The organism is Arthrobacter tumbae, from assembly GCF_016907495.1.
In the GTDB taxonomy this organism is placed as follows: Bacteria; Actinomycetota; Actinomycetes; order Actinomycetales; family Micrococcaceae; genus Arthrobacter_D; species Arthrobacter_D tumbae.
In genome coordinates this window covers 3,264,511-3,277,300 of record NZ_JAFBCC010000001.1, presented here as the reverse complement: position 1 = coordinate 3,277,300, position 12,790 = coordinate 3,264,511, and the positions used below count along the sequence as shown (strand labels likewise).

General features: G+C 65.3%; 6 protein-coding genes. 1 reads left to right on the top strand and 5 read right to left on the bottom strand.

From position 1 onward, the window contains the following. Positions 1-47 precede the first annotated feature (47 nt). Positions 48-3,275 carry an Rne/Rng family ribonuclease gene (locus tag JOD47_RS15405; RefSeq protein WP_204535605.1) on the bottom strand — a complete coding sequence of 1,076 codons (3,228 nt, stop codon included), beginning with the start codon at positions 3,273-3,275 and terminating at the stop codon, positions 48-50. A 412-nt stretch (positions 3,276-3,687) separates the two neighbouring features. On the opposite strand from JOD47_RS15405, the gene JOD47_RS15400 reads away from it, so the two are divergent. Continuing rightward, on the top strand, positions 3,688-4,326 hold the full coding sequence (locus tag JOD47_RS15400) for a vitamin K epoxide reductase family protein (protein WP_204535603.1): 639 nt from the start codon (positions 3,688-3,690) through the stop codon (positions 4,324-4,326). Between the two features lie 15 nt (positions 4,327-4,341). Here JOD47_RS15400 and dxs read toward each other — a convergent pair whose 3' ends face one another. From dxs to JOD47_RS15380, 4 genes are all read right to left on the bottom strand, one after another. Then, positions 4,342-6,315 carry a 1-deoxy-D-xylulose-5-phosphate synthase gene (gene dxs, locus JOD47_RS15395; RefSeq protein ID WP_204535600.1) on the bottom strand — a complete coding sequence of 658 codons (1,974 nt, stop codon included), beginning with the start codon at positions 6,313-6,315 and terminating at the stop codon, positions 4,342-4,344. A gap of 170 nt (positions 6,316-6,485) precedes the next feature. Beyond that, positions 6,486-9,281, bottom strand: coding sequence for an aconitate hydratase AcnA (acnA, locus tag JOD47_RS15390; RefSeq protein WP_204535598.1), 2,796 nt, complete (start codon positions 9,279-9,281; stop codon positions 6,486-6,488). Positions 9,282-9,452: 171 nt separating this feature from the next. Beyond that, positions 9,453-10,754 carry a class I SAM-dependent RNA methyltransferase gene (locus JOD47_RS15385; RefSeq protein WP_307836338.1) on the bottom strand — a complete coding sequence of 434 codons (1,302 nt, stop codon included), beginning with the start codon at positions 10,752-10,754 and terminating at the stop codon, positions 9,453-9,455. Then, the gene (locus tag JOD47_RS15380) at positions 10,751-12,727 is read right to left on the bottom strand and encodes an APC family permease (protein ID WP_307836336.1); all 1,977 of its coding nucleotides are present in this window, start codon (positions 12,725-12,727) and stop codon (positions 10,751-10,753) included. The genes JOD47_RS15385 and JOD47_RS15380 overlap by 4 nt, the downstream gene beginning before the upstream one ends. Between the last annotated feature and the right edge of the window lie 63 nt (positions 12,728-12,790).

Below are 12,790 nucleotides of genomic sequence, written 5' to 3'. Positions count from 1 at the left end.
TTCCCCCGGATTCAGGGGAACGGCGTGTTCTGCTCAGGCGACGGCGGCTACAGCTCGGAGGCCGGAACCCCGACTCCGAGGATCATGGGCTCTTCTGACTGCTGCGGTTTGGCTGCAGGCGTCCCGGCGCGGGCGACGTACTGTGTTCCGGCTGCCGGGGCGGCCGCCTCAGTGCCTGCACGCTCGATCGTGGCGTTCGCGGCCGAGCCCTGGGCGCTGCTGGCCGCGCGGTGCCGCCGGTTGCGACGGCCCGACGACGGCGCCGCACCGGAGTCGGCTGCGGCGGCCCCCTGCCGCGCCGCCTCCGGACCGGCCACCGGTATGTCATCCACAGGCGCCACGGACCCGCCGGCCGGGCTCGCAGACTCGCGCGCCGCACTGACTGGGTCTGTCTCACCCGCCGCAGGGTAGCGGTTGAAGGCCTCCGTCAAACTCTCCAGCGTCAGGGCGGTCTCAGGACGGACGGAAGCGGAAGCGTTCTTCGCCTTCGGCAGCGTCACCTTCTCGCCGTTGATCGTCAGCACAGCGGCCGACGACGGCGCTTCCGCCGCAGGAGGGCTGCCCTGTTCATGATCGTGCTCATGCGCCGCATGGGTGGCAGCGGCAATACTCGCCAGGGCAGCCCGCGCCGCTTCGGCACGAGCCTGGCGTTCGGCGTCGTCGGCCTTCGTCGGTTCCGGCGCGGGAACGTGCTCCTCCACCGGCGGAGTCTTCGCCCGCCGTTTGCGCTCGCTGCGGGAGATCTTTTCCTGGCGCAGGTGCTGCTGGTGGTTCTCCGTGGAGACGGCATGCCTGCGGTGTTCAACCGGTTCGTCATGGGTGACGACGCCGCGCCCGCCGCAGTGCTCGCAGTTCTCGCCGAACACTTCAAGCAGCCCGGTTCCCATCCGCTTGCGGGTCATCTGGACGAGCCCAAGCGAGGTGACCTCAGCGACCTGATGCTTGGTCCGGTCACGTCCCAAGCACTCGACGAGCCGCCGCAGCACGAGGTCACGGTTTGCCTCAAGCACCATGTCGATGAAGTCGATGACAATGATGCCGCCGATGTCACGCAGGCGAAGCTGCCGGACGACTTCCTCGGCTGCTTCGAGGTTGTTCTTGGTGACGGTTTCCTCAAGGTTGCCGCCGCTGCCTGTGTACTTTCCGGTGTTCACGTCGACCACCGTCATGGCTTCCGTCCGGTCGATCACCAGCGAGCCGCCGGAAGGCAGGAACACCTTGCGGTCCAGCGCCTTGTGGATCTGCTCATCGATGCGCCGGGCGGCGAAGATGTCCTCGTCCTTCGTCCACTTCTCGAGCCTGCCCACGAGGTCAGGAGCTACGTACATCACATACGCCTCGATGGTGTCCCAGGCTTCCTCACCGGAGACGATCAGCTTGGAGAAGTCCTCGTTGAAGACGTCCCGGACCACTTTGATGGTCAGGTCCGGCTCTCCGTAAAGCAGCTCGGGCGCGAGCGTCTTGGTGGACTTCGCCTTGCCCTCGATCGTCTCCCACTGGGAGCGGAGGCGGTTGATGTCGTGGGTCAGTTCCTCTTCGCTGGCTCCCTCTGCCGCCGTGCGCACGATGACGCCTGCGTTCTCCGGAAGCCTGTCCTTGAGGATGCGCTTGAGGCGGTTGCGCTCGACGTCGGGAAGCTTGCGCGAGATGCCCGTCATGGAACCTCCCGGCACGTACACCAGGTACCGCCCGGGCAGGGAGATCTGGCTGGTCAGGCGCGCGCCCTTGTGACCCACCGGGTCCTTGGTGACCTGCACCAACACCGGGTCACCCGACTTCAGCGCAAGCTCAATGCGGCGTGGCTGGCCGTCCAGGCCGGCCGCGTCCCAGTTGACCTCGCCGGCATACAGCACGGCGTTCCGTCCCCGCCCGATGTCGATGAACGCGGCTTCCATGCTGGGCAGGACGTTCTGGACCTTGCCGAGGTACACGTTCCCGATCAGCGAATCCTGCTGGGTCTTGGACACGAAGTGCTCAGCGAGCACTCCGTCTTCCATGACCCCGATCTGGATCCTGTCGTCGCGCTGGCGGACCACCATCTGGCGGTCAACGGATTCACGCCGCGCAAGGAACTCCGCCTCGGTGATGACCTGGCGGCGCCTGCCCGAATCCCGCGACTCACGACGGCGCTGCTTCTTGGCCTCCAGCCGGGTGGAACCCTTCACGCTCGTCACCTGGTCCGACGGCGCCTCCTGGCTCTGCCGCGGAGCGCGTACACGCGTGATCGTGTTCGGCGGGTCATCATCCTGCCCGCCGGTAAGTTCGAGGTCCTCATCCCCGCGGCGACGGCGACGGCGACGGCGGGAGGTCACCGGTTCGCTCTCCTCACCGGATTCCGCCGGCGCCTGGTTCCGGGACTCCGACCCGGATTCGGAGGCCTCTGACTCCGCGGCCCGGCTGCGGCTCCTGCTGCGCCTGCTTCGGCGACGCCCGCGCCCGTCGTCATCGCCCTCATTGTCGTCTTCGACAACCTCGGTAACGACCTTCGGTGCGGTCTTCGGCGGCGTCCGCGGCACAACCGCGGTGAGGTCCGGGGCATGGAAAAGCAGGGATACCGGTGAATCCGGAACGGCGAAGGGGTCCAGGCCACCACGGCCATCAGGCTCGGTGCCCCCGGAAGGAGCTTCCTCGTCGGCGGCCGGCGCCTCGGTAGAATCAACGGACTGGGCATTCGGCGCCGCAGATTCAGTGACAGCAGAGTTCTTGACAACAGGTTCCGTGACAGCAGGTTCAGCTGCCTCAGGCTCTGTGACTGCAGGTTCTGTCACTGCAGGCTCGGCAGGGTCCTCTACGGTTGCTGCTTTCGTTGCCACACGACGACGGCGGACGGGCCGCTCCGGCGCGGAGCCGGCCGCATCCGGGGCCTCCTTTGCCGCCGGGGAAGACTCAGGACTGACGTCGGTTGTGGCTTTACGGGTACGCCGGGTGCGCGCGGGCTTTTCTGCTGGAGCCGCATCGCTCGAGGACTGGCCATCTTCGACGACAGCTTCGCCGGTCGGCGCGTCAGCAGCAGACCCGGCCGGGACTGAGCCGACTGACGGCGGCTCGGACGGGGACTCCGGCAGGCTGACCTCAGGCTGCGACGCCCGGCGGGAAGGACGGCGGCGTGTGGGTTGCGGGGCGTCGTCACTCTGCGCGGAGGCCGGTGAGGCATCCGGGCTCTCGGCGGCGTCGTCGTTTTTCTTGCGTCGGGTACGCGGCGCCTTGCGTGCGGGCGCTTCCTGCTCAGCTGTGTCCGTCAGGACCTCTGAGGTATCTGATGCGTTTGAATCCATATTCGGCTGTGCTCCACCCCCGCGAACGGCGTCCACATTCCGTCGCCGCGAGGCGCTTGGTCGGGTGTCCGCGGCGTATGTGCACGCGTCACCCGGAAGTCGTTATTGTGTCGCTCAAGGTCGCGCCAACCATGGGGCGCGGCATCACTCGATGACCAGTGGCGCTTTTCCTGCCCGATCGCTGAAACCAGCGCGGGTTCTGCCCGGCGGATTCTGCGGGGTTCACCATGAAGTGCCAAATCCGCAGGAGCGTCGCCGGCAGAACCGGAAGCCTGTCACTGGACCGGCACCGGAATGTGGTTCCCGTACCAGCCACGTTCATTGTCTCACATGCCCATCACTACCGGCTGTACCGGCCGCTAGACTCGCTGGTGGCATACACGCCGCCACAGCGACACCGAGGAGAGCGCGCATGACCGAGGAAGCGCGACACGCGGGAACGGAGTCCGCAGACCCGGGCGCAAGCGACGAACCTGCCTTCGCCCGCAACCGGGGCATGGCGTGGCTGCTCTTGGTGTGCGGCGTCGTCGGTTTCCTGGCATCGGGCCAACTGGTCCTGGAACGGATCGCGCTGTACGAGGATCCGGACTACGTGACGTCCTGCGACATCAGCCCCTTTGTCTCCTGCGGCGAAGTGTTCCGCACCTGGCAGGCCGCGTTGTTCGGATTCCCCAATCCGCTGATCGGGCTTGTCGCCTTCCCCATCATCCTGACGACGGCGATGGTTCTGTTCTCAGGTGGCCGTCCGGCCCGCTGGTACTGGCGCGGACTACAGCTCGGGGTCAGTCTCGGGTTCGCATTTGTCGTGTGGTTGTGGAGCCAGGCGCTGTTCACGATCCACATCCTGTGCCTGTACTGCATGGCGGTGTGGGCAGCGATGGCAGTCCTCACCGTCCTGCTGACAGCGAGAAACATCATCCATGGCGATCTGCCGGCACCGGCAGGCGCGCGCCGGATCCTCGCCGAATGGGCCTGGCCGCTCACCGTGCTGCTCCTGGTGGCGACGGCGGCCTCGGTCTTCTTCAGCTTTTCCCGGGCGTTCCTCGGCTGAGCCACGCCCCGTGGGCTAGAGCTTGGGCAGCTGACCCGTAGCCGAGGGAACCTCGCCGGGCAGTGGACGTGCCACAGGCACCTTGGTTCCGAGCACCTGCTCCACGGTGTCCTGTGCAACCTTCCGGGCAGTCAACCCGACCCGCTCCAGAACTTCGCTGCGTGAGCCGTGGTCGAGGAATTCCACCGGCAGGCCAACCTCATTGAGCGCCGTATCAACGCCCGCAGACCGCATCTCCTGACGAATACGCGAGCCGACACCGCCGGCACGCACCCCGTCCTCAATGACGACCACGATGCGGTGCTCGGCTGCCAGCTGAATGACTGAACGGGCCACCGGAAGCACCCAGCGCGGATCGATGACGGTGGAGCTGATCCCCTGCGCGCCCAACCGGTTGGATACATCAAGGGCGAGTTCGCTCATGGCGCCGACGCTGACAATGAGGACATCATTCTGCCGCGAGCCGGCCGGCCTGCGGCAGAGGACATCCACGCCGTCGGGAAGCCGTTCAACGGCTTCCACCTCGACGCCGACGTTGCCCTTCGAGTAACGCACGACCGACGGAGCATCGCCGATCGCCACGGCCTCGCGGAGTTCCTCCCGGAGCCGGGTGGCATCGCGCGGCGCCGCCAGGTGCAGCCCCGGAACGATCTGCAGCATCGAGAGATCCCACATGCCATGATGGCTTGCGCCGTCCGGTCCGGTTACGCCGGAGCGGTCCAGCACGATGGTCACGCCCGCCTTATGGAGGGCGACATCCATCAGGAGTTGGTCGAAGGCACGGTTCAGGAAGGTGGCGTACAGGCCGATGACCGGGTGGAGGCCGCCGAAGGCCATGCCCGCGGCGCTGGTGAGAGCATGCTGTTCCGCAATGCCGACGTCGAATACCCGGTCCGGATGCTTCGCGGCGAACTTGTGGAGCCCGACCGGGATGAGCATGGCGCCGGTTATTCCGACGATGTCCTTCCGCTCATCCGCGATGGCCGCAATCTCCTCGGCGAAAACCGAAGTCCAGGACTGCACTCCCCCGGCGCCGATCGGCTCACCGGTTTCAGGATCAATGATTCCGACAGCGTGAAACTGGTCCGCTTCATCGGCGCGCGCCGGCGCATAGCCGTGGCCCTTCTCGGTGATGGCATGGACGATGACCGGCCCGCCATAGTTTTTGGCCTGCGTCAGTGCGTGCTCCACCGCCGCGAGGTCGTGGCCGTTGATGGGACCGATGTATTTCATGCCCAGGTCCTCGAAGAGTCCCTGGGGCGCCCACCAGTCCTTCACGCCTTTCTTGGTGGCATGCAGGCTTTTGTAGGCGAAGCGGCCCACAGCACCGCCGTTCTGCAGCTTCCGCTTCCACCAGTCGAGGGTGCCCTCATACACGCGGTGGGTGCGTACCGAGTCAAGGGTCGGCCGCAGCGAGGCGAGGTAGTCCGCCACTCCGCCGATCGTGGGGGCGTAGGAGCGTCCGTTGTCATTGACGACGATGACCACCCGGCGCCGTTTGTCAGCCGCGATGTTATTGATCGCTTCCCAGGCCATTCCGCCGGTCAGCGCGCCGTCGCCGATCAGGACGACGGCAGAGCGGTCCTCCTCGCCGTTCAGCATGCGCGCCCGCGAGATGCCATCAGCCCACGAAAGCGACGCCGAAGCGTGTGAGCTTTCCACGACGTCGTGCACTGATTCAGCGCGCGAGGGATAGCCCGAGAGCCCACCCTGCTGGCGCAGGGAATCAAAGTTCTGCCGTCCGGTCAGGAGCTTGTGCACGTAGGACTGATGCCCGGTGTCGAAGACAATGCTGTCGCGCGGGGAGTCAAACACGCGATGAATGCCGATCGTCAGCTCGACAACACCCAGGTTGGGGCCCAGGTGCCCGCCTGTGCGGGACACAGTCCGGATGAGGAAGGCGCGTATCTCCGCGGCCAGGCGGGAAAGCTGCTGTCCTGACAACCTGGTGAGGTCCTGTGGGCTGTGGATGGTCTCCAGGAGTCCCATCGCGCCTCCTTCTGATACTTGTGATCTGCGGCACCGGTGCGTTCTCACACGCTGTTAACTCTAACGCGGCCTGCCGCCCAGCCGTGCCCGCGGCGTTGCGCGCCTCCGGCCCAACGCAGAACACGCCGCCTCCGGTACCGGAGACGGCGTGTTCTTGTGGGCGGGCCTGGTCAGGACGCCGCTGCCAGCTGGCGCAGGACGTACTGCAGAATTCCACCGTTGCGGTAGTAGTCGGCTTCACCCGGCGTGTCGATACGTAGAACAGCATCGAAGGTCACCGGACTACCGTCCTCCTCCGGGGTGGCGGTCACCTTGACCGTTGCCGGCGAGTTGCCGTTGTTCAACTCGGTGACGCCCTCGATGGCGAACGTCTCGGTTCCGGTCAGTTTGAGCGTTGCAGCATTCTCACCCGCGGGGAACTGCAGGGGCAGCACACCCATACCGATCAGGTTTGACCGGTGGATACGCTCGTAGCTCTCAGCGATCACAGCCTTCACTCCGAGCAGCGCAGTTCCTTTGGCAGCCCAGTCCCGGGATGAACCTGAACCGTATTCCTTGCCCGCGAGGACCACGAGCGGTGTCTCGGCAGCCTGGTAGTTCATTGCGGCATCGTAGATGTAGGCCTGTGGTCCGCCGGTCTGGGTGAAGTCGCGCGTGAAGCCACCCTCCACACCGTCCAGCAGCATGTTGCGCAGCCGGATGTTCGCGAAGGTGCCGCGAATCATGACCTCGTGATTGCCGCGGCGTGATCCGTAGGAGTTGAAGTCCTTCCGGGCAACGCCATGCTCAAGAAGGTAGCGGCCCGCCGGACTGTCGGACTTGAACGATCCTGCCGGGCTGATGTGGTCGGTGGTGACTGAATCGCCGAGCTTGGCGAGCACGCGGGCTCCCTCGATGTCAGCAACCGGCTCCGGCTGTGCCTGCATGCCCTCGAAGTATGGGGGCTTGCGCACGTAGGTGGAGTCCTCGGCCCAGGCGAACGTGTCGCCTTCCGGAGTATCCAGCGCCTTCCAGCGGTCATCGCCGTCGAACACTCCCTCGTACCCCTTCGAGAACATTGCCTCGTCGATCGAGGAATCGATGACCTGCTGCACTTCGGTGGGGCTCGGCCAGATGTCCCGCAGGAAGATGTCGTTGCCCGACTCGTCCTGTCCGAGCGCATCGTTCTCGAAGTCGAAGTCCATGGTTCCCGCAAGTGCAAAAGCAATCACGAGCGGAGGGGATGCGAGGTAGTTCATCTTCACGTCGGGGTTGATCCGGCCCTCGAAGTTGCGGTTGCCCGAGAGCACGGCAGCCACGGAGAGGTCATTGTTCTGGATCGCGCTGGAGATTTCCTCCTCGAGCGGACCGGAATTGCCGATGCACGTGGCGCAGCCGTAACCGACGATGTAGAAGCCGAGCTTCTCCAGGTACGGAGTCAGGCCGGACTTGTCATAGTAATCGGTGACAACCTTCGATCCCGGTGCCACGGAGGTCTTCACCCAGGGCTTCGAGGCGAGGCCCTTCTCTACGGCGTTCCGCGCCAGCAGGGCCGCGGCAAGCATTACCGACGGGTTCGAGGTGTTGGTGCATGACGTGATCGACGCGATGCTCACAGCACCGTGATCCAGGATGAACTCCCGCCCGTCTGCCATGTTGACCTTGACCGGCCGGGACGGCCGTCCGTTTGCCGTCGCTGCAGCCGAATGCTTGAGCGTGGAGGTCATGGCAGGAACGTCCGAGGCCGGGAACGACTCCTCGAGTGCCTCGTCCAGCGCTGCATCATCAGCGTTGCCGGTGTAGTTGTGGATGTCCTTGCGGAACTGTTCCTTCGAGTCCGTCAGGGCGATGCGGTCCTGGGGCCGCTTGGGGCCCGCGATGGACGGAACAACGGTCGAAAGGTCCAGCTCGATGTACTCCGAGAAGCGGATCTCACGCGAGGAATCATGCCAGAGGCCCTGTTCCTTCGTGTAGGACTCCACGAGCGCGACGCTCTCTTCGGACCGACCGGTGAGGCGCAGATACTCAAGGGTGACATCGTCGATGGGGAACATCGCGGCCGTTGAACCGAACTCCGGGCTCATATTGCCGATGGTGGCCCGGTTTGCCAGCGGCACTTCCGCAACGCCTTCGCCGTAGAACTCGACAAACTTTCCGACGACGCCGTGCTTGCGCAGCATCTCGGTGATGGTCAGTACAACGTCGGTTGCCGTTGCACCGGCCGGAATTGAGCCGGTGAGCTTGAAGCCGACAACGCGCGGAATCAGCATCGATACGGGCTGACCCAGCATCGCGGCCTCGGCCTCGATACCGCCGACGCCCCAGCCCAGCACGCCCAGCCCGTTGACCATCGTGGTGTGGGAGTCGGTGCCGACGCAGGTGTCCGGATAAGCACGCAGGGTGCCGTCTATTTCGCGGGTCATGACCGTGCGCGCCAGGTACTCGATGTTGACCTGATGCACAATGCCGGTTCCGGGGGGAACAACCTTGAAGTCATCAAAGGCGGTCTGCCCCCAGCGCAGGAACTGATAACGCTCGCCGTTGCGCTCGTACTCAATCTCCATGTTGCGCTCAATAGCGTCGGAATTTCCGAACACGTCGATCTGCACGGAGTGGTCGATGACCATTTCAGCAGGTGCGAGCGGATTGACCCGCGCAGGATCTCCGCCGAGCTCCTTGACGGCTTCCCGCATGGTGGCCAGATCCACGACACAGGGCACGCCGGTGAAGTCCTGCATGAGGACGCGCGCCGGAGTGAACTGGATCTCGGTGCTCGGCTGGGCGTCTGCGTCCCAGTCTGCGAGGGCGCGAATGTGATCCGCAGTGATATTTGCGCCGTCCTCGGTGCGCAGCAGGTTCTCGAGCAGAACCTTGAGGCTGTACGGAAGGCTCTCGGCGCCTTCAACTGCATTCAACCGGAAAATCTCGTATTCGGCACCGGCGACGTCTAGTACGCCTTTGGAACCGAAGCTGTCCACACTACTCATGTCAGGACTCCTCTCGCCGTCTTCTATCCTTGTTCCGGCGGGCGCGAGCTGCTAGTTAGGAGTACCTAAGACTCCAGCAGGAGCAGGTATCGGGTTTTCGCGCCAAACCAAAGGCGGCGAAGTCCACGCGGAACAACGTTTTCATCCTATCGGTATGCGGGGATTGCGGGCTCACTCTCCGCGGAAGACTGCCACGGACTCCATATGGTGCGTGTGCGGATAGAGATCGAGGACGCGCACGGATTCGAGGCTCCATCCCGCCCCGGCGAAGTAGGCGACATCCCGGGCGAAGGAAGCCGGGTCGCAGGAAACGTACACCACCGACTTCGCACCGGTTCCAATCATTGCCCTGACGACTTCCTTGCCCGCGCCTGCCCGCGGCGGATCAAGCACGACGGCGTCAAGATGCGGTCGGCGCTCACGCAGCACCTTTTCCACCTTCCCCTGCACGATGTCCACGTGGTTTTGCCCGTGCAGATTCCTCCGTGCGTCCCGGCTGGCCGACGGTGATCCTTCGACGGACAGGACGGAACCTGTCTCACCGACCCGCTGAGCGATCGCAGCAGTGAACAGCCCGGCTCCGGCGTACAGATCCGCCACCCGCCGGCCGGGCGCTGCGTCGAGCCCCTCGAGCACCGCGTTGGTCAGAACCCGCGGGGCGCTGCGGTGTATCTGCCAGAATCCCTCTCCGGTGACCCGGAAGCTATGGTCACCGACGGTCTCGCGCACCCAGGTCCGACCGCGCAGCTGCGTGAGCGAGCCAGTCTCAGGGTTCCACGCCGCCACCGACGCACCCTGGATTTCCTCAGCCACCTCCCGGACCCTGCGGCTGGGCCGGTCCTGTCGGGTCTTGAGCAGCACCAGCGGCTCCTGATCACCGGAGCCCGCGGCGACTTCCACGCCATCCACGCCGCTGAAATCCAGATTCCACAGCGCCAGCTTATTGATTTCAGGAACAGCGAGCGGCATATCGGCCACCGGGATAAGCACGGTCGAGCGGTGCTCATGCATGGCGAGATGCCCGTCGGAATCAACGGCGAAGCCCGCGCGGGTGCGCCATCCCAGTCCGTCCGCAGCTTCATCCGGAACCGGTTCGACAGTGATGGCGCGTTCAATTTTTCCCAGGCGCGCAAGCTGCTCCGAGAAGATCTCACCCTTCAGGCGACGCTGCGCGGACAGTTCGATGTGTCCGAATTCCGCGCCGCCCACGGGCCGCGTGCCGCGCATTCCGGCGAGGCCGGCGTCCGCCAACGGCCACGGATGGTTCACCCGGTCGGAAGAGGGCTGCACCACCTCCGTGGCGTCCGCGCGCCAGAAGCGGGCGTCGTCGTCGTGCTCGGTCAGGCGGGCCCTCACCACCTCTCCGGGCAGAGCGTGACGCACGAAGATCACCCTGCCCTCGTGCCGGGCAACGCAGTGCCCGCCGTGTGCGGGCGGACCGATGGTCAGTTCGAGTTCTGGGTTCTGGGTCACCTGTTGTCCTGGGATTCGCGGGCGGCGTCGGAGGATGCCAGCTGCCATGGCACGCTTGCCACCATAACCCCCGGCTCGAAGTGCAGCCGGGTCTTGATGCGCAACGCCGTCTGGTTGTGGACCAGCTGCTCCCACCATTTACCGACGACGTACTCCGGGATGTAGACGACAATGAGGTCGCGTGGCGAGTCCCGCCGCATGGACTGGATGTAGTCCATGATCGGCTGGATGGTGTCACGGTAAGGCGAGGCGAGGACGGTTATCGGCACCGGAAGCTCCAGGCGGTCCCAGTCCTCGAGCGTGCGCCGGGTCTCCTCGGCATCGACATCGACCACGATCGCATCGAGCCGGGAGGGGCGGGATGCACGGGCGAAGGCGAGCGCGCGCAGCACCGGCTTGCGCACATGCGAGACCAGGATGACGGCGTGGACCCTTGACGGCAGGGCGCGGGCGGAGGCGGCGTCGTCGATGGCCAGTTCACGGGCCACCTGGTCATAGTGCTTCTTGATGCTGAGCATGACAGCGAAGAGCACCACCATCGCAAGGACCGCGATCCAGGCTCCGAACTCGAACTTGGTCACCAGCACCACCACGAGCACTGCGGCAGTGAGAACGAATCCGATCGAGTTGATGGCCCGGGACTTGTTCATCTGCCGGCGGTGCTTCCTGTCAACGGTGCTGCGCAGCTCGCGGGTCCAGTGCTTGATCAGCGCGAGCTGGGTTGCGGTGAAGGAGACGAAGACGCCGACGATATACAGCTGCACCAGCTGGGTGACATCCGCCCGGAAGACGACGATCAGCAGGATCGCCCCGAGGCCGAGCGCCATGATGCCGTTGCTGAAGGTGAGGCGGTCACCGCGGGTACGCAGCTGGCGTGGAAGATAGCCGTCCTTGGCGAGGATCGACGCCAGCACCGGGAAGCCGTTGAACGCGCCGTGCGCCGCCAGCAGGAGTATGAGGGCAGTCGCTGCCACAACCACGATGAACGGCAGGCTTCCGCCGTCGAAAATGGTGCGTGCAAGTTGGCTGATGACCGGGTTCTGGACGTAGGAGCCGCCTACGGGGTCGCCGTCAAGGAGCAGCTGCTCCGACGGACTCTGCACCACGTGCACGCGGGTCGCGTTCGCCAGGTAGATGACCCCGGCCGTCATCAGGGACGCAACCACGCCCAGAATAAGCAGCGTGCTCGCTGCGTTGCGGGCGCGCGGCGCTTTGAAGCTCGGCACGTTTGCGCTCGGCGCCTCAACCCCCGTCAGTGCTGCCGCACCCGAGGAGAACGCCCGCAGGATGAGCAGCGCCCCGGCCAGTCCTACCAGCCCGCTCTCGAACGCCGGGTCCGGGATGATCTCGAAGCGGGCGCTCGGCGCCTCCCCCAGCGTCCCGCTGAGCCGCTGCACGATACCGGTAACGCAGAGCGCGAGGATTGCCGCCATGAAAACATAGGACGGGACGGCAAGCACGCGGGCGTCCCGGGTGAACCCCCGCAGGTTCACCAGCACCAGAACGACGACGGCGCCAGCCGCCAGCGCGCTTTGCGTGCCTGCCAGTGCCGGCGCCAATGAGATCAAATAATGCGCGGCGGCAGAGACCGATACCGCCACGGTAAGGACGTAGTCCACCATGAGCGCCGCAGCGACGGTCACGCCGGCCCCGTTGCCCAGATTCCGTCGCGCGATCTCGTAGTCGCCGCCGCCTGAGGGATAGGCGTGCACTGACTGGCGGTAGGACGCAATGACCACCAACAGGACCACGATGACGGCAAGGCCCACCCAGGGCGAAACAGCAACTGCTGTGACCCCCGCCAGCGCGAGGGTGAGGAGAATCTCGTCCGGCGAGTACGCTGCGGAGGACAGCGCGCTGGTGGAAAACAGCGGCATGGCGATTTTCCTGGGCAGCGTCTCATGCCGGAGCCGATCATTGCGGAACGGTTTGCCCACCAGCACCCGCTTGACGGCCTCGAAGAAAGTCAGCACAGCCCACAGACTAGCGCGTTTGAGCGGCGTCTCCTCCACTCGCCCACTACGCTTGGTTCTGTC

Bases quoted from the DNA above. Each gene is read 5' to 3' on its own strand.
- JOD47_RS15405 (WP_204535605.1), bottom strand. From the start codon at position 3,275: ATGGATTCAAACGCATCAGATACCTCAGAGGTCCTGACGGACACAGCT.
- JOD47_RS15400 (WP_204535603.1), top strand. From the start codon at position 3,688: ATGACCGAGGAAGCGCGACACGCGGGAACGGAGTCCGCAGACCCGGGC.
- dxs (WP_204535600.1), bottom strand. From the start codon at position 6,315: ATGGGACTCCTGGAGACCATCCACAGCCCACAGGACCTCACCAGGTTG.
- acnA (WP_204535598.1), bottom strand. From the start codon at position 9,281: ATGAGTAGTGTGGACAGCTTCGGTTCCAAAGGCGTACTAGACGTCGCC.